We start from the raw sequence: 19,813 nt of genomic DNA, 5'->3' as shown, positions 1-19,813 counted from the left end.
GACCCGGGTCGTACCCTGGCGATCATGCGAATTGGCATCGTGATCCTGCCCGACCAGCGCTGGTCGGAATCCCGGCGGCGCTGGCGGCAGGCGGACGAGTGGGGCTTCGACCACGCCTGGACCTACGACCATCTGGGGTGGCGCGACCTGGTCGACGGGCCCTGGTTCGACTCGATGACCACGCTGACCGCCGCCGCGACGGTGACCTCCCGGATCCGCCTCGGCACCCTGGTGGCCTCGCCGAACTTCCGGCACCCGGCCGCGTTCGCCCGCCAGGTGACCGCGCTCGACGACGTGTCCGAGGGGCGGGTGCTGCTCGGCCTCGGTGCCGGCGGCATCGGCTTCGACTCGGCGGTCCTCGGCGGGGAGACCCTGCCGCCCCGGCAGCGGGTCGACCGGTTCGCCGAGTTCACCGAGCTGCTCGACCGGATCCTGCGAGAGGACGGCACGACCTGGCGCGGCGAATGGTTCGCGGCGGTCGACGCGCGGAACAATCCCGGCTGTGTCCAGCAGCCCCGGGTGCCGTTCGTGGTCGCCGCGAACGGGCCCCGCTCGATGCGGCTGGTCGCCCGCTTCGGGCAGGGCTGGGTGACCACCGGCCTCGGCGGCGACGACCTGGAGAGCTGGTGGTCGACCGTGGCGGAGCTGTCCGCCCGGCTGGACGGCACGCTGGAGCAGGCGGGGCGCGACCCGGCGACCCTGGACCGCTACCTGTCGCTGGACTCGGCGCCGGTCTTCTCGCTGCGCGACGCGGACTTCTTCGCCGAGCAGGTGGCGCGGGCCGCCCGGCTGGGCTTCACCGACGTGGTGACCCACTGGCCCCGGGCCAGCAGTTGGTACGCCGGCGACGAGGCGGTGCTGACCGAGGCGGCGGGGCTGCTGCCGGAGCTGCGCCGGCTCTGACCGGTCAGGTGCCGAGGTCGCCGGTGCTGATGCCGCCGTCGCCGGCGGAGACCAGCCGGAACCGGATGCACACCACCTGGCTGTCGTCGTCGACGGGGAAGCCCACCCGCGCCCAGTAGCGGCGGTGGCCCTCGCGCCACTCCTCGATGGACCGGTCCCCCTCGCCCTCGGAACGGGCGAAATCCCAGGACACGTCGGCGAAGCGGACCACCTCGACGTCGGTGACCTCGACCACGCCGATCAGCTTGTCGTCGTCGTCCACCAGGACGAGGCGCTCGCCGACGTGTTCCAGTTCCTCGTTCTCGGTGGCGTACTCGTCGGTGAGCAATCCGGCCGTGGCGGTCTTCACGCCGGAGAGCACGAGGGTGTTGAGGGTGGTGCGCAGCTCGCCGGGAGTGCCGAGGGCGAGCGTGCGGAGTCCACCGATGCGGGGCCACATCCTGCCGAGGCTAACCGCCGGCCGCCGGCCCGTCGCGGGATTTCGCCCGCCCCCACGGCTGGTCCGGATCTGCGACGCCGTCGAGGACGTCCTCAGAGGAGCTGGCCGGCGTAGCCGGCGGCGGCGAGCACCCGGGCGTCCCCGGTCGCCGCGTGCGCCTCCAGCACCGCGTCGGCCAGCTTCACCACGTGCGCGTCGCCGTGGCGGGCCGCCCGGGCGAACACCTCCGCCGGCCCGCCTGCCGACACTGCGGGTGCGGGGGCCGGCGTGGGTGGGGCGTACACCGAGGTCACGGCAGCCGTGGCCGACCAGGCCGCGGCGACGCTCGGCGCCCAGAGCGCCGGGTCCAGGGCCGGTAGGGTCCGCAGCACCGCGGTCGGCGCGGTCACCGCGTGCACCAGCATCACCGGGTTGCCGTGCCCGAACCGCAGGTAGTCCAGCGCGGTCCAGTGCACCAGGTCGGTGAGGGTCCGCTCGGCCCCGGCCGGGTCGGCGGGCGGGTGCAGCGCTGTGACCGCGCCAGGCCATTCGGGTACGTCGGTCAGCCGGCTGAGCCGGTCCCGGATCCCGCCGGTCTGGGTCGGGATGCGGGGCACCGCCGCGAGCGCGGCCGGCACGTCGGACCGCCCGGTGAGGGGGCCGGCGCCGGGCACCGGCTGCCAACGGGCGGCCCAGTAGCCGAGCCCCTGGCCCAGCTCGGCCAGTCGCTCCGGGTTCTCCCCGCCGGTACGCAGCACCCGCACCGCGTGCCCGACCCGGATCACCCCGTGGGTGGCCCCGGCCGCGATGCCCGGCAGCAGGCGGGGCCACCAGTCGCCGAGCACCTCGCGCCAGGGTCGGTCCCGCAGTTCCCGGTCGAAGTGGGCGAGCCAGTCCCCGGCCCGTTTCGGGTCGCCCAGGGCGGCCCGCCAGTCGTCGATCGGCCGCAGGCCGCGGGGCAGTTCGTCCAGCCGGCGCAGGTAGTCGTCGAGCCAGCGGTGGACCCGGGTGCCGTGGCCGTGGCGGACGAGCGCCTCGACCGCCATGGGTCCGTGGTTGGAGAGCCAGCCCTCGAATTCCGGGCCGGTCCGGTGCAGCCGTTGGTACGCCTCGTCCAGGATGCCGTCGTCCATGCGTCGATCATCGGAGTTGAAGTGCCCTTGAGGTCAACCCTCAGCGCAACCGGTCTCCGGTGAGCAGTGCGCGTACCCGGAGCCGCTCGGCGACCGGCGCCGGACAGGTCGCGACGAGTGCCGCCGTCCCGACGAACTCGGCCCCGCTGTCCCGGACGAGGTGGTGCAGCGCGTCGAGTTGCGCCCCGGTGGCCACCCAGTCGTCGGCGAGCAGCACCCGGTCGGCGGGGCCGAGGCGGCGGGCGTCCACGCCGACCCGGAGCTGCCGGCCCCGGTAGTCGGGGGGTGTCTCCGCCCAGCGCATCGGCCCGATCCGGCGCCGCTCCCCGCCGTCCTTGTACGCCGGCAGGAACCCGGCGCCGGCCGCCACCGCGACCAGCGGGCCGAGCAGCAGCCCGGTCACCTCCGGCGCGATCACGACGGTCGGCCGGGCGGCCGGGAAGAGGCCGGCCAGGGCGGGCCCGACCCCGGCCAGCACCTCGGGATCCCGCCACCAGGCGGAGAGGTCGCTGACCAGATGGCTGCTCCCCGGGCCGGGGTCGACCCAGCGGAACAGCTCGACCAGGCGTCGGCTCAGCACGCCTCCATCCTGGGGCACCGGCACGAGGCGATGCCACACCGGCCCCGGCCAGCACTCATTCCTCTGTTCGGTGGAGTGGTGCTGGCCTGATCGGCTACACGTACCAGGGTAAATGCGGGCATAGCACCATGATCACGTTGACTTCCGAAGTGCTTCTCTCGTTACGGTCCGAGCCGGTTTGTTCAGTAGACGAAAGGACCGGGCGGTGGCTGGTAGGCACCTTCGTACCCGCAAGTTCTCCTCGCCGGCCGGCATCGCCGCCACCGCGGCCGTCGGCGTGGCGCTCGCCGTCGGCGGCACCGTCGGCGCGGTCCAGCTCACCTCGGCCGAGCCCGCCTCGGCTCCGGCCGCGGTCGAGGCCCTGCCCAGCACGCTCGCGCCCAGCTCCGCGTCCCCTTCCGCATCGCCGAGCCTCAGCCCCTCGCCGAAGGCCACCCCGAGCCCGACCGCGACCCGGACCCAGGCGGCGTCCCGGAGCAAGGCCCGCACCGCGAGCCCGAAGCCGACCGCGAAGAAGACCACGACCGCCGCGAAGGTCGTGGACAGCGGCTCCTGCGGCGCGTCCTTCTACGACGAGGGGCAGATGACCGCGAACGGCGAGACGTTCAACCCGGACGCGCTGACCGCCGCGCACAAGACCCTGCCGTTCAACACGAAGGTCCGGGTGACCAACCCGGCCAACGGCAAGTCGGTCGTGGTCCGGATCAACGACCGCGGCCCGTACATCGACGGCCGGTGCATCGACCTCTCCCGGGCCGCCTTCGCCGCGATCGCCTCCACCGACCTCGGCGAGCTGACCGTCAGGTACGAGGTCCTCGGCTGACCGGGTGACCGGCGGCGATCGGGTCGGCGGAGGGATCCGGCCGGCCAGAACATCCTCGGACGACGGGCCAGGTTCATTCACCCGTTCACGTCCATCAGGCATGCTGTCCGATGTACGCACGCAACCCTTCCAGTCGGGCCGCGGCCCGCTGAGCCCCGGATCCCGCGCCGGCCTCGGCGCGGCCCTCGCGCTGCTCGCGATCGTCTCCGCCGTCGAGCTGGCGGACGGTCGGCCGGCGCACTACGTCGCGCTCATGGTGGCCGCCCCGTTCCTCGCCGCCGCGCTCGCGTCCTGGCGGGTGGTGCTCGGGGTGGGGCTGCTCGCCACCGGGATCGGGGCCGCGTTCGCCCTCGCCGAGCAGACCATGTCGCTCGTCACCGCGGTCAACGTGGCCGGCATCGCGCTGGCCACCGCGATCGCCGGCGCCGTGGCGGGGGTCCGCGAGCGCCAGTCCGAGCGGATCGCGGAGCTGTCCCGGCTCGCCTCGGTCGCCCAGCAGGCGGTGCTCCGGTCGCTCGGCCCGCAGGTCGGCACCCTGGCGGTGGCCGCCCGCTACATCTCCTCCACGGCGACCGCCGAGATCGGCGGCGACCTGTACGAGGCGATGGACACCCCGTACGGCGTCCGCATGATCATCGGTGACGTGCGCGGCAAGGGGCTGGACGCCGTCCGGCTGGCCAGCATCGTGCTGGGCTCCTACCGGCACGTGGCGTACGAGCGGGCGGACCTGCGCGCGGTGGTGACCGACCTGGACCGGGCGGTGGCCCGCAACGTGGGCGACGAGGACTTCGTCACCGCCGCGCTGGTCGAGGAGCGCGGCGGCACCCTCACCATCGTGAACTGCGGCCACCCGCCACCGCTGCTGCTGCGCCGGGGCGCGGTCATCCCGCTCGAACCGCCGGCGCCCGCGCCGCCGCTCGGCTTCATGCCGGTGGTCCGGCCCCGAGTGGAGCGGCTGGAGCCGGGCGACCGGCTGCTGCTCTTCACCGACGGGCTGGGCGAGGCGCGCCGGGACGGGGAGTTCTTCCCGACCGCCGACCGGGCCTGGCGGCTGCTCGGGCACGGCACCGTGGCCGACGGTCTGGCCTCGCTGGAGACCGCCCTGGTCGAGTGGGTGCACGGCCGGCTCGACGACGACATCGCGCTGGTCCTGATGGAATACACCGGGCCGCGCAGCGCCGCCGCGGCGCCCGTGCCGAGCTGGGAGGTCGGCGCGGCCGAGAGCTGAGCCGACGGTCACCGTCGGGTGAACCGGAAGTGTGTAATCGCTGTCACTTCCGAGATCGGCTTGTCGTTGGCTACCGGCGAGTAATACAGTCTGGAGTTACTGATCGGTAACACCTGTCCGGAAGCGGGGCCAGCGAGCATGACCCACTACAAGAGCAATCTTCGGGACCTCGAGTTCAACCTGTTCGAGGTCTTCGGGGCGGACCGGACGTTCGGCCAGGAGCCGTACACGGACCTGGACGTCGACACCGCCCGGAGCTTCCTCTCCGAGGTCGACCGCCTGGCCCGCGAGGACCTGGCCGCCAGCTACTCGGACAGCGATCGCAACCCGCCGGTCTTCGACCCCGCGACGCACACGGCCCCGCTGCCGGAGTCGTTCAAGAAGTCCTACCAGGCGTTCATGGACTCGGAGTTCTGGCGGCTGGACCTGCCGGAGGCCCTGGGCGGCACCAACGCCCCGCGCGCCCTCTGGTGGTCGCTCGCCGAACTGGTGCTCGGCGCCAACGCCCCGATCTGGATGTACGCCTCCGGCCCGTCCTTCGCGCACGTGCTCCACGTCGAGGGCACCGAGCAGCAGAAGAAGTGGGCCCGGCTCTTCATCGAGAAGCAGTGGGGCTCGACCATGGTGCTGACCGAGCCGGACGCCGGCTCGGACGTCGGCGCCGGCCGCACCCGCGCCATCCCGCAGCCGGACGGCTCCTGGCACATCGAGGGCGTCAAGCGCTTCATCACCTCGGGTGAGCACGACCTGACCGACAACATCGTCCACTACGTGCTGGCCCGTCCGGTCGGCGTCGAGGGCGTCGGCGGCCCGGGCACCAAGGGCCTGTCCCTCTTCGTCGTGCCGAAGTTCCACTTCGACGAGGAGACCGGCGAGCTGGGCGAGCGCAACGGCGTCTTCGCCACGAACGTCGAGCACAAGATGGGCCTGAAGGTCTCCAACACCTGCGAGGTGACCTTCGGCGAGCACGGCGTGCCGGCCAAGGGTTGGCTGCTCGGCGAGAAGCACGACGGCATCCGGCAGATGTTCATGATCATCGAGTACGCCCGGATGATGGTGGGCACCAAGGCGATCGCCACCCTCTCCACCGGCTACCTGAACGCGCTGGAGTACGCCAAGAACCGGGTGCAGGGCGCCGACCTGGTCCAGCAGGCCGACAAGGCCGCACCGCGGGTGACCATCACGCACCACCCGGACGTGCGCCGCTCCCTGCTCATGCAGAAGTCGTACGCCGAGGGCCTGCGCGCGCTGGTCTGCTACACGGCCACCTGGCAGGACCGGGTGGCGATCGCCGAGGCCGCCGGTGACGAGAAGGCCACCAAGCTGGCCAAGCGGGTCAACGACCTGCTCCTGCCGCTGGTCAAGGGCGTCGGGTCGGAGCGGGCGTACGAGCTGCTCGGCCACGAGGCGCTGCAGACCTTCGGCGGCTCCGGCTTCCTCCAGGACTACCCGCTGGAGCAGTACGTCCGGGACGCCAAGATCGACACCCTCTACGAGGGCACCACCGCGATCCAGAGCCTCGACCTGCTCTTCCGGAAGATCGTCCGGGACAACGGCAAGGCGCTCATGGCGGTCGCCGGCGAGATCCAGGAGTTCATCGCCTCCGAGGCCGGCAACGGCCAGCTCAAGGAGGAGCGGCAGGCGCTCGGCAAGGCGCTCGGCGAGATCCAGAACATCCTCGGCGTGATGATGGGCTGGCTGACCGAGGCCCAGGGCGGCGACGCCCGCGCCCTCTACAAGGTCGGCCTGAGCAGCCGCCGGTTCCTGCTGGCGATCGGCGACCTGGTGGTCGGCTGGCTGCTGCAGAAGCAGGCGGACGTGGCGTTGAAGGCGCTCGGCGGCGAGGTCTCCGCCACCGACAAGGCGTTCTACACCGGCAAGGTGGCCGCCGCCCGGTTCTTCGCCCGCGAGGTGCTGCCCCGCATCGGCGCCGACCGGCGGATCATCGAGGGCACCGACCTGGAGATCATGGACCTCCCGGAGGAGGCGTTCTGATCCCCCGCGGGATGTTTCTGCCCTGACGACCGGCGGTCGGCGAGCACACAGCTCGCCGGCCGCCGCCGTGTTTTCACCCCGTGGCCGGTAGGCCGGCCGCCTGGCGGGTAACCGTCGCGGACCACGACAGGGCACGCCCAAGGGCCATCGCACGGGGGAGTGCAGCGCACATGGGCATTGGCAGCGCCATCTTTCTCATCGCGCTCGGCGCGATCATGACCTTCGCCATCCGGGCCAACGTCTGGTGGATCGACCTGCGCGCGGTCGGCTGGGTGTTCATCCTGGCCGGGCTGGCCGTGCTGCTCACCACGCTCTGGTTCTGGCAGGACCGCCGCAAGCGGGCACGCACCCTCATCGTCGAGGAGAACCGGCTCTCCCACCCCACCGCGATGATGCCCCCGCCGCCGGACCCGCCGCCGCCCACGGCCCCGCCGTCCTGACCGGCTGAGCCCGCCGCCCGGCGGGCTCAGCCGCGTGCGGTGTGCCGTCCGGTGATGGGTGCCCCGCTCGGCCCGAGCTCGGCCCAGCGCACGGTCGGCCGGTGCACGACCAGGTCGGTGGTGCGCAGCCCGTCCGGATCGGCCCGCTCCGGGTCGAGTAGCGCGGAGAGCAGCGAGATGCCCGGGTTGTGGGCGATCAGCAGCACGTAGCGGGCCGTCGGGTCGACCGCCCGTACCACGTCCAGCAGCGCCTCCGGGTGCGCGTCGTACGCTGCCGGCTCGTAGCGGACCACCGGCGCCGACCCGGCCGGGCCTCCCTCCGGCGGTGATCCCGTCGCGCCCAGCGCCACCCCGTGCCAGGTCTGCCGGGTCCGCCGGGCGGTCGAGCAGAGCACCACGTCGGGGAGGAGCGCGTGCCGGGCCAGCCACGCGCCGGCCGCGGCCGCGTCGGCGTGGCCGCGTGCGGTCAACGGCCGCTCCTCGTCCGGGATCTCCTGGGACTGCTCGGCCTTGGCGTGTCGCAGCAGCACCAACGTCCGCTGCTGGTTCCTGCCGTCCGTCATCCGCTCAGCTTGCCTGATTGGCGATCTCAGCGCCTGGGTATGTCGATGTGTGCCGCTACCTCATCCATGGCCGCGGCGGGCAGGAAACGCCAGCAGGACGCCAAGGAGGCGACGTCATGGGCATCGGTGCCAGCATCTTCCTCATCGCGCTCGGCGCGATCTTCGCGTTCGCCATCGACGCCAACCTGGGATGGCTGAACCTGAACGTGGTGGGCTGGGTGCTCATGCTCGCCGGAGTGGCGGGCCTGCTCACCACGCTCTACTTCTGGAACAGCCGCCGCCGGGTCGTGGCCGCCCCGGTGCGGGAGCGCGTCGTCGCCGAGCCGGTCGTGCCGGTGCAGGACGACCGGGTCGTGCGCGAGGAGTACCGCGAGGTGCGCCGCCCGGGCTCGGGCTACCCGGTCTGACCGGCACCACGAACCGCCGAGGGCCCCGCGACGGCGCGGGGCCCTCGCCCGTCTTCCCGACCGGCGCCGGCGATCAGGCGAACAGCGCGAAGTAGATCGCGATGTGGTGGCAGATCGCCGCGAGGAGCGTGCAGGCGTGGAAGAACTCGTGGTGACCGAAGACGGTGGGCCACGGGTTCGGCCGGCGCAGCGCGTAGAAGACCGCGCCGACGCTGTAGATCGCCCCGCCGACCGTCAGCAGCACCAGGGCGGTGACGCCGCCGGCGTGCAGGATCTCGGGCAGCATGGCCACGGCGACCCAGCCGAGCGCCAGGTAGAGCGGGGCCGAGACCCAGCGCGGCGCGTGCGGCCAGATCAGCTTGATCGCCACCCCGGCCAGCGCCCCGCCCCACACCAGGCCGAGCATGATCGTGGCGTGCCGGGTGTCCAGCAGCAGCGTGCAGAACGGCGTGTAGGTGCCGGCGATGAACACGAAGATCATCGAATGGTCCATCCGGCGCATGATCTGGTAGCCCCGCTCGGACCAGACCCGGCGGTGGTAGAGCGCGCTGGTGCCGAACAGGCCGCACACGGTCAGGCTGTAGATCAGGCAGCTCAGCAGCGGGGCCCAGCCGGGGCGTGCGGCGGCGATGGAGCACAGCACGAGGCCGCAGACCAGCGCGGCGAAGAACGCGTAGGTGTGCAGCCAGCCGCGCATGCGGGGTTTCCCGATGTCGGCCGGCTTGAGCCGGAGCGGTGCGGAGGTGGTCACGTCAAACAGGTTACGGCACCGTAGGTTACTTGCAAGTAGTGTGGACCGTCACGGTCGCCGACGCGAGGATGACGGGATGCGGATCCGGCCCGTCGGCGCCCACGCCCTGCTGCTCGACTGCGACGGCCCCGAGCAGGTCGAGGCGTGGCGGGCCGAGCTGTGGCGCCGCCGGGCGGCCGGCGAGCTGAACGCCGTCGAGATCGTCCCGGCGGCGGCCACCGTCCTGGTCGACGGCGTCCCGGACCCGGCAGCGGCCGCCGCGCGGATCGCCCGGTGGAGCCCGGGACGCGTGGCCACCGCCGCCGGCGCCGCCGAGGTCCGGGTCCCCACCGTGTACGACGGCGCGGACCTGCCCACCGTCGCCGGACACTGGGGCGTCGACGTGCCCGCCGCGGTCGAGCGGCTGCGCGGGACCGAGTTCCGGGTGGCCTTCTGCGGCTTCGCGCCGGGATTCGCGTACCTCACCGGGTTGCCGGCCGAGCTGGCGGTGCCCCGGCTCACCACCCCGCGCACCCGGGTGCCGGCCGGCTCGGTGGCGCTGGCCGGCCCGTACGCGGGGATCTACCCGACCGCCTCGCCCGGCGGCTGGCTGCTGGTCGGTCGCACCGACCTGGTCCTCTTCGACGTGCACGCCGACCCACCCGCCCGACTCACCCCGGGCACCCGCGTCCGGCTGGTGAGCGCGTGATCGAGGTGCTCCGGGCCGGTGCCCTCACCACCGTGCAGGACCAGGGCCGCCCCGGCTGGGCACACCTCGGCGTGCCCCGCTCGGGCGCGCTCGACCCGGCCGCCCTGCGGCTGGCCAACCGGCTCGTCGGCAACCCGGAGCACGCCGCCGGCCTGGAGATCACCCTGACCGGCTGCGTCCTGCGGTTCGGCCGGGCCGTCACGGTGGCACTCACCGGCGCGGCGGTGGACGTGCTGGTCGAGTGCCGGCCCGCCGAATACTCGCCCGGTGGCCGACCCGCCGGGCGCCGACCATCCGACGCGTCCTCCGGCGTCGAGCGCCGGCCCGGGGACACGGGCCGGCCACTGTCGCTGCCCGCCGGGGCGACCCTGCGCATCGGTCCCGCCCACACCGGGGTGCGCAGCTGGCTCGCCGTCTCCGGCGGGATCGCGGTCGCGCCGGTGCTCGGCAGCCGGGCCACCGACACGCTCTCCGGCCTCGGTCCGCCCCCGCTGCGGGACGGCGACCGGCTGCCCCTCGGCGCCACGACCGGCCCACCGGCCCCCGTGGACCTCACCGTCACCCCGGCCGTGCCGGCCGGGCTGCGGCTGACCCTGCGCCCCGGCCCCCGGCAGGACTGGTTCACTCCCGCGGCACTCGACCTGCTGCTCCGCACCGCGTACGCGATCAGCCCCGCCAGCAACCGGGTCGGCGCCCGACTGGTCGGCGCGGCCCTGCCCCGCGCGGTGGCCGGCGAGCTGCCCAGCGAGGGCCTCGTCCTCGGCGCGGTGCAGGTGCCGCCGGACGGCCAACCGCTGATCTTCCTGGCCGACCACCCCACCACCGGCGGATACCCGGTCATCGGGGTGGTGGAGGACGTGACCCCGCTCGCGCAGGCCCGCCCAGCGACTACGGTGACGTTCCATGGACCTCAACGCTGACCTCGGTGAGGGATTCGGCATCTGGCGGCTCGGCGACGACGAGGCGCTGCTGGGGCTGGTCACCTCCGCCAACGTCGCCTGCGGTTTCCACGGCGGTGACGCGTCCACCATGCACCGGATCTGCGCCGGCGCCGCGCGGCGCGGGGTCGCCGTCGGCGCCCAGGTCGGCTACCGGGACCTCGCCGGCTTCGGCCGGCGGCACATCGCGTACGACTTCGCCGCCCTGCGCGACGAGACGATCTACCAGCTCGGGGCGCTGGACGGCTTCTGCCGGCTGACGGGCACCCGGGTGCGCTACCTCAAGCCGCACGGCGCGCTCTACCACGCGGCCGCCTGCGACGAGGTCCAGGCCGCCGCGCTGGTCGCCGCGGTCAGCGGGTACGACCACGAGCTACCGGTGCTCTGCCCGCCCGGCTCCGTGCTCGCCCAGCTCGCCGTGGGCGCGGGCCTGCGGGTGGTCGCCGAGGGCTTCGCCGACCGGAACTACCTGCCCAACGGGCAACTGGTGCCCCGGAGCGCCGCGAACGCGCTGGTCACCGACCCCGACGAGGTGGCCACGCGGGCGGTCCGGATGGCCACCGAGCGGATCGTGGTGGCCGTCGACGGCACCGTGGTGCCCTGCCCGGTCGAGTCGATCTGCCTCCACGGCGACACCCCCGGCGCGGTGCGCTGCGCCGAACTGGTCCGGGCCGCCCTCATCGACGCCGGGGTCACCCCCACCCCGTTCGCCTGAAAGGAAGGGCCCCTTCTTAACGCCTCCGGTAGAGGAAGGGACCCTTCCTAACGCTTGGCGCGGAGGCTCAGGCGTCCAGGCCGCGCAGCACCAGCGGCAGGCGGGTCGTCCCGCCGGCCACCACGCGGACCGGGACGCCCCAGTCCTGGCGGGTGAGGTGGCAGGCCGCGTGCTCGACGTCGGCGTCGCAGGTGGCCGCCTGGGCGGTCACCTGGAGCACGCCCTCCGCCACGTCGCCGTTGAGCACCAGCCGACGGGACAGGTCCGTGCTCGTCCCGGCACCCTCGACCAGCAGCTCCGGCGGGGACGCCGAGACCACCACCCGGGTCGACGGCCCGTACGTCTCGTCCAGCTTCTGCCCGGGGGCGGGCGTGAAGACCACGTCGAGGGTCAGCTCGCCGGCCGCCACGTCGGTGGGCTTGCGCTCCAGCTTGTGCCGCGGCCCGTCCACCGTGTTCGCGCCCGCCGCGGTCAACGCGCCCGGGGCCAGCCGGGTCAGCCGGTGCGCGGCCGACTCGACCACCAGCACCTCGCCCTCGGCGGTCAGCACCAGGTCGCTCGGCTCCGCCAGCCCGTCGGCCACCGTGGCGACCTGCTCGGTCGCCGGGTCGAAGCGGCGCACCGCCCCGTTGTAGGTGTCCGCGATCAGCACCGAGCCGTCCGGCAGCGCGCACACCCCCAACGGGTGCTGGAGCAGCGCCCGGTCCGCCGGGCCGTCCACGTGCCCGAAGTCGAACAGGCCCTGCCCGACGGCGGTGCCCATCACGCCGTTCTCCACGTAGCGGATCGCGCTGGTCTCGCTGTCGGCGACCCAGAGCCGGGCGCCGTCGGCCGAGACGGAGAGGCCGGAGGGCTGGGCCATCCAGACGTCCGGCAGCGGGCCGTCGCGCAGCGCCTCCACGGTGGTCCCGGCGTACATGCCGGCGGTCCGCTTCGCCGGGTCGAACCACCAGAGCTGGTGGATGCCGGCCATGGCGACGATGACGCGGTCGTCGTACCAGGCGACGTCCCAGGGGGAGGAGAGGTCGGCCGCGCGGGCGTCGTGCGCGTGGTCGTCGACCGTCGAGCGCCACTGCCGCCCGGTGCCGGCGACCGTGACCACCTCGCCGGTCTCCAGCCGCACGCCGCGCAGGAGGTGGTTGACGGTGTCCGCGACGACCAGGTCGTAGCCGGCCAGCTCGGCCACCTGCGGGGGCAGCAGGCAGAGCCCCTGCGGCTCGGAGAACGTGGCCTCCCCCGCCGGCCCGTCGGCGTGGCCGCGGCTGCCCGTGCCGATCCGCCGCACCACGGTCTCCCCGTCCGGCGCCAGCTCGACCAGGGAGTGCCGGGCCGAGTCGGAGACCAGCAGGTTGCCGCCGTCGAGCACCACGGCCTTGCCGGGGAAGCGCAGCGCGGTCTCCGGCTCGGCCGGCGGCACGTACGGGCCCTCGCCCCGGTGCAGGGTGCCCTTCGCCTCGTGGGTGGCGATCAGGTCGTCGATCAGCCGGGCCAGCCCCTCGGCGTGCCCCTCGCCGGCCATGGTGGCGACCACGTAGCCCTCGGGGTCGACCACCGACAGGGTCGGCCAGGCCTTGGCCGCGTACTGCTGCCACATGTCCATCTCGGGGTCGTCGAGCACCGGGTGGTGCACGCCGTACCGCTCGACGGCGGCGGCGAGGGCCGCGGCGTCCTTCTCGTGTTCGAACTTCGGCGAGTGCACCCCGATCACGACCAGGACGTCGCCGTACTTCTCCTCGAGCGGGCGCAGCTCGTCGAGCACGTGCAGGCAGTTGATGCAGCAGAAGGTCCAGAAGTCCAACAGGACGATCTTGCCGCGCAGGTCGGCCAGGGTGACGTCCTTGCCGCCGGTGTTCAGCCAGCCCCGGCCGCGCAGCTCGGGGGCCCGTACTCGTGCGCTCATGCCCCCATCGTGCCGCACCCTCGGCGGCGGCCGGCCCGATGGGGCGGTGAAGAGCGACACGGTCAGCGGTCGGAGCGGCTTCGCCAGCGGGCCACCAGGTCCTCCTGCCGGGCCGGGACGCCGGGGAGCGGGGCCTCGACCGGATTGTGCAGGGCCTGGAGCAGCAGGGCGAGATAGCGGTGCCGCAGCGCGACCCCACGGTCGGCGCCGGGGAGGTCGACCAGCATGACGGTTTCCAGCAGCAGCACGATGTCGGCCCCGCTGACGTCGTCGCGCAGGTCGCCCGACTCGCGTACCCGGTCCAGGAGGGTGTCGGCCAGCCGGGTCGCCTGCTCGGCCATGCGGCTCAGCTCGGGGGTGGGGGCGAACGTGCCGGCCAGCCGCTGCGCGAGCGCCTGGCCGCCGCCCTCGACGACGCGGTGCAGGCAGGTGACGTAGGCGTCCCAGGGCGGGGCCTCGGCGGAGAGTGCGTCCTCCAGGTCGGCGATGTAGCGGGCCAGGCCGTCTGATGCGAGAGCGCGGAGCAGGTCCTGCTTGCCGGGGTAACGCCGGTAGAGGGCGCTGATGCCGACGCCCGCGCGGGCGGCCACGGCCGAGACGGGCGCGTCGGGGTCGGCCAGGAAGACCTCGCGGGCGGCGTCGAGGATGCGGGTGTCGTTGCGGGCCGCCTGGGCGCGGCGGCCGCTGAGCGGGCCGGTCTCGGGTTCGGACATGGGTCGACGATAGCAGTGGAACGGATCGTTCCGTTCTGCTAGGCTGAAACGGAACGAAACATTCCGTTCCCCGAAAGGACCGGCCTCGTGAGCTTCCCCGTCCTCACCACCGCCCTGGACCTCCTCCGCCGTGCCGCCGAGGGGGTGCCGGCCGACCGGCTCGACGACCCGACCCCGTGCGACCGGTGGACCGTCGGGCAGGTGCTCATGCACGCCGCCGGCGACCAGCACGGGTGGGCGGCGTCCGTCGGCGCCGGCGCGCTGCCGGCGTACAACCCGTTCGACCCGCCGCGCGGCCACGACGAGGGCGTCCAGAGCGTCGTGCGGAGCGCGGTCGAGGCCGCCACCGCGGCGTGGGCGGGAATCGACCCGGCGGCCGGTCCGGTCGGCACGCCGCTGCCGCCCGCGCCGACCATGGACCCCCAGCTTGCCGCCGCGGCCTGCGCGCTGGACGCCGCGGTCCACGCCTGGGACGTCGCGGTGGCCACCGGGCAGCCGGCGCCGCTCACCGCCGAGCTGGCCGAGCAGCTCATGCCGGCGGCCCGGGCGACCGCCGAGCCGCTGCGCGGATTCGCGTACGCCGCCGCGCTGCCCGTGGAGCCCGGTGCCGACCCGGTCACCGCCCTGCTGGCGTACCTCGGTCGCGACCCGCACTGGCACAGGTGACGACGACGGCGGGGCCACGGATCACCGTGGCCCCGCCCTCGTGGGAGTTGCTACTGGCCGGCCGGCTTGAGGCAGAGCACCCGGTTGGACCCGTCGCCGGGAAGGACCACCTGGGGCTGCGCCGGGTCGGCGCACTTGTCCTTGCTGTCCACCTTCGACACCACGGTGAACGCACCCTGCTCGCCGCAGTCGACCGCCACGGCCGTCGTGTCGGACTGCTTGACGCAGGAGCCCACCGCCGGGTCGAAGCCCGCCGGCTTGTCGTCCCCGCCGATCTTGCCGAGCAGGGTGAGCAGGCCGAGCGGCACGGCGAGGATGAGCACCGCGGCGATCAGCACCACGGCCAGCACCCGACCGTTGCGCACCTTCGGCGTGGGCGCCTCGGTCTTCGGCTCCGCCTCCGGCTTGAACGCCTCGAAGCGGCCCTGGTCCGGGTCGCCGCCCGGTGCCGCCTGCGGCCAGGCCGGCGGGCCCTGCTGGGGCGGCGGCGGGAACGCGGGCGGGAAGCCGCCGGGCTCGCCCACCGGGCCCTGCCCTGGGACGCCGACCGAGGCGCGGCCACCGGCCGGCCCGCCGAACGGGTCACCGGACCCGCCGAACTGGTCGCGGGCAGGCGGGCCGAACGGGTCCTGGTGGCCAGCAGGAGCGCCGAACGGGTCGTGCGGGCCGCCGGGGCCGCCGAACGGGTCGTGCGGGCCGCCCGGGCGCTCGCCGTTGTGCGGGTGCACCCCGTTGACCGGCCGGCTGTTGCCGGGCTGGTCCATGAAGGACGGCACGCCGGGCGGGAACGGCGGCGGGCCGGCCGGCGAGGACGGCGGGGCCGAGTGCACCGGGGGCGCCTCGGCGTATCCGTGCGCGCGGTCCGACTCGTCCGTCCGGGGGTGCGGCCCCGGCTCACCGAAGCCGTTCGGGCCGTCCTGGCCGGGCGCCTCCTCCGGCTCGGGTCGCGCGGGCCGGCCGTAGACGCGCGGCAGCGGGCCGGCATTGCCGCTCGTGGGCAGCGGCTGGTCGGCCGGCGGCGTGACGCGGCTGGTCATCGGCACCGAGGCGCTGGCCGAGACGGCACCGCCCGCGCCGGCCTCCGGCGAGGTACGCGGCCCCGGCACCACCGGCCCGGCCGGTGACTGCGGCTCCTCGTGCACCGGGCCGGGCGCCCCCCAGCCGGCATCCGCGGCCGGCTCCGGCTCGTACGCCTGCGGGTTGCGGTCGCCCGGCTCGCCGCCCGGGGTGAACGACGCGTAGTCGGCGGGCGGCGTGGCGGCCAGGGCGGCGCCCGGCACCCGCTGCTCCTGCGGGGGCAGCGGCACCGCGTTGGCCGGGGAGATCCCCGGGCCGGGCGCCGGCTGGTAGATGGGACCGTCGTCGGCGCGGGCCGGCTCCCAGCCGGGCGACGCCGACTGCTCGGGCTGGGCCTCGCCGGTCCGGCCCCAGGCCTCGCCGGGCGCCCACGGCTCGGCCTCTGGGAGCGGCGTACGCTCGCGCGTCCACTGCCCCGGGTTGTCCTGGTTGCCGCTCCAGGCGGGCGGCGAGTCGGGGGACGGGACGGACGCGCTGGCCCGGGCCGGCGCCTCGGCCGGCGCCGGGACGGCGGCGGAACCCCAGCCGGGCTGCCCCGGCTCGTCCGCCGGTCGCTCCGGCTCACGCTGCTGCGGCACCGCCGCGCCGCCCCAGGCGGCGGCCGGCCGCTGCTCCTCGGACGCGCCCCAGGCGGCCGGCTGCGGCACCTCGGGAGCTCCGGCGGACCGGCCCGCCGCCCAGCCGCCGGAGCGGTCCGGATCGTCCTGCGCCGTCGAGCCGTTCTGCCAGCCGCCGGCGTGGCTCTGCTCGTCGGCCTGCGCGGCGTTCCGGCCGTTCTGCCAGCCGCCGGAGTGGCTGTGCTCGTCGTTCTGCGCCGGGCCGTTCGGCCAGCTCGCGGCCTGACCCTGGTCGTCCTGGGCGGGCCAGGCGCCCTCGGGGCGGACGGCGCCCGGGACCGAGACCTTGGCGGCGGCGCGGGCGGTCGGCTCGGCCGGCGTCCAGCCCTGCTCGCCCTGCTGACCCCAGGCGGGCTGGTCGTCCTGCTGCTGCGCGGCGGCCCCGACGGCCCACCCGCCGGAGTTGTCCTCCTGCGCCGCGCGCCAGCCGCCGGAGCGGCCGGGGTCGTCCTGCTGGCCGGTCGCCGGGTTCCACCCGCCGGGCCGGTTCGGGTCGTCCTGGCCGGTGGGGGTGGCCCACGACTCGTTCGGGACGGTGGCGGGCGCGGGCACCTGGGCGGCGCCGCGGGCACCCGGCTCGCCGGCCTGCGCCCAGGCCGGCTGCTCGCCGGACGGTGCCGGGGCACCCCAGGCCGGCGGCGTCGACTCGGTGGGGTTGTTCGGCGGGGCGGCGGCCCAGGCGGGCGGCCCCGGCTCGGCGCCGCGGTGGGGGTCGGCCTGCTCGGGCGCGCCCCAGGCGGGTGCTCCCTGATCGGGTGCCCCCCAGGCCGGGGCGGACTGCTCGGGAGCGGCCCAGGCGGGCTGCGAGGCGGGGCTCCAGCCGCCCGGCTCGGCGGGCGGCGGCACCTGTGCGGTGGCTCGGCCGGCGGCGGGCTGGCCGCCCGGCGGTGTCCAGGCGGGGGGCTGGTCGTCGGCCGCGGCCCAGGCGGGGGCCGGCTGAGCGGGCCGACCGGCCGGCGGGGGCGGGGCCCAGCCGAGGTCGGGTGCGCCGTACCCGTTGTCCTGCTGCGCCGGGCGGTCGCCGTACGGCACCGGTCCGCCGGCGCCCGGCGACACCTCGCCCGGCTCCTGGCCGGGGCGGTGCGGGGCCTCGGACGTCATGGGTGCGCCTCCTCCATCACATGTCGGCCGCCGATGCCGATCGGGACCGTCGGCATGGCTGCCGGAGTCGCCGGCAGGTACCGGCCGTGCGGGCTCCCCGCACCGTATCCGGTGGCCGCCCGGAGGCGCCCGGGGGAGCACGAGCCGTCACCGAACGTCACCGGACGGTATCGATCGGTTGCTCTGTCGGCGATCGGTCCGGGGGCGGGCGGTTGGCGACCGAGCCCCACCGTACCGGGCGGTGCGGCGAGGCGGAATCCCGGTGTCAATCGACGTGAAACGCCGAAGACCCGCCCGGTCGCCCGGGCGGGTCTTCGAACTGGAGGAGGTGAGGAAAGTAGGGGAGCGTCAGCTCATGTGACGCTGGGCGATGGCGAGAAGCTCCTCGCGGACGGCCGGCGAGTTGGCGGAACGCAGCGCGTGCTCGATGGCACGGGCGCGGCGGTTGGCGTCGCGGCGGTTGCGGATTCGCTCGATCATGCTCATCTGGGTCTCTCCTCCTGGCTATTCGGTTGTCAGCCCCTTGATGTCTCTATTGAACCCCAGAACGCCGCGAACTTCCATCGATTATTAGGTGAGCTGAGCCACGTGCCTAAGGATCGTAGGTCAAGAGCCCTGTCGAGCCGACGTTTCGTTCCCCAACGGCAACGGCCGGTGTGCCGGGCGTTCACCCGTGCACACCGGCCGTGGCCTGGTGCGATGCGACCGTCAGGTCCAGGCGAGCAGCGCCGCCTCCGGGTCGGCCAGGAAGTCCCCGATGTCGCGGAGGAACTTCGAACCGAGCTCACCGTCGATGATCCGGTGGTCGAAGGAGAGCCCCAACGTGGTGACCAGGCGCGGCTTGACCTTGCCCTTGTGTACCCAGGGCAGCTCCCGCACCGCGCCGAAGGCGAGGATCGCGGACTCGCCCGGAGGCAGGATCGGGGTGCCGGTGTCGACACCGAAGACGCCCACGTTGGTGATGGTCAGCGTGCCGCCGGACATGTCGGCCGGAGACGTCTTCCCCTGCTTGGCCGTCTGGACGAGCGCGGTCATCGCGTCCGCCAGCTCGCGCAGCGAGAGCCGGCCGGCGTCCTTGATGTTCGGCACGATCAGACCGCGCTCGGTGGCCGCCGCGATGCCCAGGTTCACGTAGTCCTTGACCACGATCTCGTCGCCGGCCCAGGTCGAGTTGACCATCGGGTGGCGCTTGACCGCCAGCAGCACCGCCTTGGCGACGAGCAGCAGCGGCGAGACCCGCACGTCCCGCCACTCGCGGCGCTCGCGGAGCCGGTCCAGGGCCTTCATGGCCCGGGTCACGTCCACGGTCAGGAACTCCGTGACGTGCGGGGCGGTGAACGCCGAGCGGGCCATGTTCTCCGCGGTGAGCTTGCGTACCCCCTTGACCGGGATGCGCTGCTCGCGGTCGGCGCCGAAGCTCGCGGCCGCCGTGGCCGGCGCCGCGACCGTCAGCGGCTCGGCCGCCGCCGGGGCCGACGCCGCCCGCTGGACGTCCTCCCGGGTGATCGAGCCCAGCGGGCCCGAACCGGTCAGCGTGGCGAGGTCGACGCCGAGGTCCTTGGCGAGCTTGCGGACCGGCGGCTTGGCCAGCACGGCGCCGGTCACCCGGCCGTTGCCGTTGACCGCCGGGGCGGCCGGCGCCGGGACCACCGGCGCGGGAGCGGGCTGGACCGGGGCGGCCGGGGCCGCCGCCTGGGCCGGGACGCCGCCCTTGCGCGGCCGCCGCTTGGCCGGCGCGTTCCGCGGGCCGTAGCCGACCAGCACCGCCGTACGCCCACCCGGCGCCACGCCGCCGATCAGGCCCGGCTCGACCATGCCCTCCTCGGGCGCGACCTCGACGGCGGCCAGCGAGGCCGCCGACGGGGTTGGCCGGGAGGCGTCATCCTTCGACTGCTCGATCGGCCCGGCGGTCGGGTCGGTGTCGATCGCGATGATCGGGCTGCCGACCTCGACCGTGGTGCCCTCCGGGTGGAAGATCGCCTGCACCCGGCCGGCCCACTTCGCCGGGATCTCGACCGCCGCCTTGGCGGTCTCCACCTCGACGATCGGCTGGTTCAGCTCGATGTCGTCGCCCACCTTGACCAGCCAGGCGAGGATCTCACCCTCGGTCAGGCCCTCGCCCAGGTCGGGGAGGTTGAACGTCTTGATCCGTGACAT

The 19,813-nt window shown here is 74.6% G+C and carries 20 protein-coding genes; 10 read left to right on the top strand and 10 right to left on the bottom strand.

Annotated elements, in window-relative coordinates:
• Window positions 1-24 precede the first annotated feature (24 nt).
• Window positions 25-903 carry an LLM class flavin-dependent oxidoreductase gene (locus ABZS80_RS04595; RefSeq protein ID WP_355054431.1) on the top strand — a complete coding sequence of 293 codons (879 nt, stop codon included), beginning with the start codon at window positions 25-27 and terminating at the stop codon, window positions 901-903.
• A 4-nt stretch (window positions 904-907) separates the two neighbouring features.
• Here the strand turns inward: ABZS80_RS04595 and ABZS80_RS04590 are convergent, their stop codons facing one another.
• From ABZS80_RS04590 to ABZS80_RS04580, 3 genes are all read right to left on the bottom strand, one after another.
• The gene (locus tag ABZS80_RS04590; RefSeq protein WP_313723723.1) at window positions 908-1,342 is read right to left on the bottom strand and encodes an ASCH domain-containing protein; all 435 of its coding nucleotides are present in this window, start codon (window positions 1,340-1,342) and stop codon (window positions 908-910) included.
• Between the two features lie 92 nt (window positions 1,343-1,434).
• A complete protein-coding gene (locus ABZS80_RS04585) occupies window positions 1,435-2,454 on the bottom strand; it encodes a hypothetical protein (RefSeq protein WP_355054430.1) in 1,020 nt (339 codons plus the stop codon).
• Window positions 2,455-2,494: 40 nt separating this feature from the next.
• Window positions 2,495-3,034, bottom strand: a complete 540-nt coding sequence (locus tag ABZS80_RS04580) for a phosphoribosyltransferase (protein WP_355054429.1) — start codon at window positions 3,032-3,034, stop codon at window positions 2,495-2,497.
• Between the two features lie 205 nt (window positions 3,035-3,239).
• Here ABZS80_RS04580 and ABZS80_RS04575 point away from each other — a divergent pair, with 205 nt between their 5' ends.
• The 4 genes from ABZS80_RS04575 (at window position 3,240) to ABZS80_RS04560 (ending at window position 7,520) form a co-directional block, all read left to right on the top strand.
• Complete coding sequence (locus ABZS80_RS04575) at window positions 3,240-3,857, top strand: septal ring lytic transglycosylase RlpA family protein (protein WP_355054428.1); 618 nt, start codon at window positions 3,240-3,242, stop codon at window positions 3,855-3,857.
• A 100-nt stretch (window positions 3,858-3,957) separates the two neighbouring features.
• On the top strand, window positions 3,958-5,085 hold the full coding sequence (locus ABZS80_RS04570; RefSeq protein ID WP_151462620.1) for a PP2C family protein-serine/threonine phosphatase: 1,128 nt from the start codon (window positions 3,958-3,960) through the stop codon (window positions 5,083-5,085).
• 138 nt (window positions 5,086-5,223) lie between these two features.
• Window positions 5,224-7,080: an acyl-CoA dehydrogenase gene (locus tag ABZS80_RS04565; protein ID WP_355054427.1), complete on the top strand. Its 1,857-nt coding sequence runs from the start codon at window positions 5,224-5,226 to the stop codon at window positions 7,078-7,080.
• 170 nt (window positions 7,081-7,250) lie between these two features.
• On the top strand, window positions 7,251-7,520 hold the full coding sequence (locus ABZS80_RS04560; RefSeq protein WP_088969138.1) for a DUF6458 family protein: 270 nt from the start codon (window positions 7,251-7,253) through the stop codon (window positions 7,518-7,520).
• A gap of 26 nt (window positions 7,521-7,546) precedes the next feature.
• On the opposite strand, the gene ABZS80_RS04555 is transcribed toward ABZS80_RS04560, so the two are convergent.
• Window positions 7,547-8,083, bottom strand: coding sequence for a histidine phosphatase family protein (locus ABZS80_RS04555; protein ID WP_355054426.1), 537 nt, complete (start codon window positions 8,081-8,083; stop codon window positions 7,547-7,549).
• Window positions 8,084-8,199: 116 nt separating this feature from the next.
• Here ABZS80_RS04555 and ABZS80_RS04550 point away from each other — a divergent pair, with 116 nt between their 5' ends.
• Window positions 8,200-8,490, top strand: a complete 291-nt coding sequence (locus ABZS80_RS04550; RefSeq protein ID WP_151465410.1) for a DUF6458 family protein — start codon at window positions 8,200-8,202, stop codon at window positions 8,488-8,490.
• Window positions 8,491-8,563: 73 nt separating this feature from the next.
• Here the strand turns inward: ABZS80_RS04550 and ABZS80_RS04545 are convergent, their stop codons facing one another.
• Entirely contained in the window at window positions 8,564-9,241 is a 678-nt protein-coding gene (locus ABZS80_RS04545) for a hemolysin III family protein (RefSeq protein WP_355054425.1), read from the bottom strand.
• A 76-nt stretch (window positions 9,242-9,317) separates the two neighbouring features.
• On the opposite strand from ABZS80_RS04545, the gene ABZS80_RS04540 reads away from it, so the two are divergent.
• Genes ABZS80_RS04540 through ABZS80_RS04530 form a run of 3 tightly spaced genes read left to right on the top strand, consistent with a single transcriptional unit; the run spans window position 9,318 to window position 11,582 of the window.
• A complete protein-coding gene (locus tag ABZS80_RS04540; protein WP_355054424.1) occupies window positions 9,318-9,929 on the top strand; it encodes an allophanate hydrolase subunit 1 in 612 nt (203 codons plus the stop codon).
• Complete coding sequence (locus ABZS80_RS04535; protein WP_355054423.1) at window positions 9,926-10,849, top strand: biotin-dependent carboxyltransferase family protein; 924 nt, start codon at window positions 9,926-9,928, stop codon at window positions 10,847-10,849. Before ABZS80_RS04540 ends, ABZS80_RS04535 begins: the two co-directional genes overlap by 4 nt.
• Window positions 10,833-11,582 (top strand): 5-oxoprolinase subunit PxpA, encoded by a 750-nt coding sequence (locus ABZS80_RS04530; RefSeq protein WP_355054422.1) that lies wholly within the window; start codon window positions 10,833-10,835, stop codon window positions 11,580-11,582. The genes ABZS80_RS04535 and ABZS80_RS04530 overlap by 17 nt, the downstream gene beginning before the upstream one ends.
• Window positions 11,583-11,649: 67 nt before the next feature.
• Here the strand turns inward: ABZS80_RS04530 and ABZS80_RS04525 are convergent, their stop codons facing one another.
• Window positions 11,650-13,482 carry an NHL domain-containing thioredoxin family protein gene (locus ABZS80_RS04525; RefSeq protein WP_355054421.1) on the bottom strand — a complete coding sequence of 611 codons (1,833 nt, stop codon included), beginning with the start codon at window positions 13,480-13,482 and terminating at the stop codon, window positions 11,650-11,652.
• A 62-nt stretch (window positions 13,483-13,544) separates the two neighbouring features.
• A complete protein-coding gene (locus tag ABZS80_RS04520) occupies window positions 13,545-14,195 on the bottom strand; it encodes a TetR/AcrR family transcriptional regulator (RefSeq protein WP_355054420.1) in 651 nt (216 codons plus the stop codon).
• 87 nt (window positions 14,196-14,282) lie between these two features.
• Here ABZS80_RS04520 and ABZS80_RS04515 point away from each other — a divergent pair, with 87 nt between their 5' ends.
• Window positions 14,283-14,861, top strand: coding sequence for a TIGR03086 family metal-binding protein (locus tag ABZS80_RS04515; RefSeq protein ID WP_151465417.1), 579 nt, complete (start codon window positions 14,283-14,285; stop codon window positions 14,859-14,861).
• 50 nt (window positions 14,862-14,911) lie between these two features.
• Here ABZS80_RS04515 and ABZS80_RS04510 read toward each other — a convergent pair whose 3' ends face one another.
• The 3 genes from ABZS80_RS04510 to ABZS80_RS04500 form a co-directional block, all read right to left on the bottom strand.
• Window positions 14,912-17,656 carry a hypothetical protein gene (locus ABZS80_RS04510; RefSeq protein WP_355054419.1) on the bottom strand — a complete coding sequence of 915 codons (2,745 nt, stop codon included), beginning with the start codon at window positions 17,654-17,656 and terminating at the stop codon, window positions 14,912-14,914.
• A 348-nt stretch (window positions 17,657-18,004) separates the two neighbouring features.
• Entirely contained in the window at window positions 18,005-18,142 is a 138-nt protein-coding gene (locus ABZS80_RS04505; protein WP_165823299.1) for a hypothetical protein, read from the bottom strand.
• 222 nt (window positions 18,143-18,364) lie between these two features.
• Complete coding sequence (locus tag ABZS80_RS04500; protein ID WP_355054669.1) at window positions 18,365-19,813, bottom strand: dihydrolipoamide acetyltransferase family protein; 1,449 nt, start codon at window positions 19,811-19,813, stop codon at window positions 18,365-18,367.

The organism is Micromonospora sp. NPDC005305, assembly GCF_040607315.1.
Lineage (GTDB): Bacteria > Actinomycetota > Actinomycetes > Mycobacteriales > Micromonosporaceae > Micromonospora.
Note: the sequence above shows the minus strand (reverse complement) of the source record. Positions and strands in the feature narration are given on the sequence as shown.

What these genes read in the sequence shown, in the direction of transcription:
- ABZS80_RS04595 (WP_355054431.1), top strand. Translation starts at nt 25, where the DNA reads ATGCGAATTGGCATCGTGATCCTGCCCGACCAGCGCTGGTCGGAATCC.
- ABZS80_RS04590 (WP_313723723.1), bottom strand. Translation starts at nt 1,342, where the DNA reads ATGTGGCCCCGCATCGGTGGACTCCGCACGCTCGCCCTCGGCACTCCC.
- ABZS80_RS04585 (WP_355054430.1), bottom strand. Translation starts at nt 2,454, where the DNA reads ATGGACGACGGCATCCTGGACGAGGCGTACCAACGGCTGCACCGGACC.
- ABZS80_RS04570 (WP_151462620.1), top strand. Translation starts at nt 3,958, where the DNA reads ATGCTGTCCGATGTACGCACGCAACCCTTCCAGTCGGGCCGCGGCCCG.
- ABZS80_RS04565 (WP_355054427.1), top strand. Translation starts at nt 5,224, where the DNA reads ATGACCCACTACAAGAGCAATCTTCGGGACCTCGAGTTCAACCTGTTC.
- ABZS80_RS04560 (WP_088969138.1), top strand. Translation starts at nt 7,251, where the DNA reads ATGGGCATTGGCAGCGCCATCTTTCTCATCGCGCTCGGCGCGATCATG.
- ABZS80_RS04555 (WP_355054426.1), bottom strand. Translation starts at nt 8,083, where the DNA reads ATGACGGACGGCAGGAACCAGCAGCGGACGTTGGTGCTGCTGCGACAC.
- ABZS80_RS04550 (WP_151465410.1), top strand. Translation starts at nt 8,200, where the DNA reads ATGGGCATCGGTGCCAGCATCTTCCTCATCGCGCTCGGCGCGATCTTC.
- ABZS80_RS04540 (WP_355054424.1), top strand. Translation starts at nt 9,318, where the DNA reads ATGCGGATCCGGCCCGTCGGCGCCCACGCCCTGCTGCTCGACTGCGAC.
- ABZS80_RS04530 (WP_355054422.1), top strand. Translation starts at nt 10,833, where the DNA reads ATGGACCTCAACGCTGACCTCGGTGAGGGATTCGGCATCTGGCGGCTC.
- ABZS80_RS04525 (WP_355054421.1), bottom strand. Translation starts at nt 13,482, where the DNA reads ATGAGCGCACGAGTACGGGCCCCCGAGCTGCGCGGCCGGGGCTGGCTG.
- ABZS80_RS04520 (WP_355054420.1), bottom strand. Translation starts at nt 14,195, where the DNA reads ATGTCCGAACCCGAGACCGGCCCGCTCAGCGGCCGCCGCGCCCAGGCG.
- ABZS80_RS04510 (WP_355054419.1), bottom strand. Translation starts at nt 17,656, where the DNA reads ATGACGTCCGAGGCCCCGCACCGCCCCGGCCAGGAGCCGGGCGAGGTG.
- ABZS80_RS04505 (WP_165823299.1), bottom strand. Translation starts at nt 18,142, where the DNA reads ATGAGCATGATCGAGCGAATCCGCAACCGCCGCGACGCCAACCGCCGC.
- ABZS80_RS04500 (WP_355054669.1), bottom strand. Translation starts at nt 19,813, where the DNA reads ATGTCACGGATCAAGACGTTCAACCTCCCCGACCTGGGCGAGGGCCTG.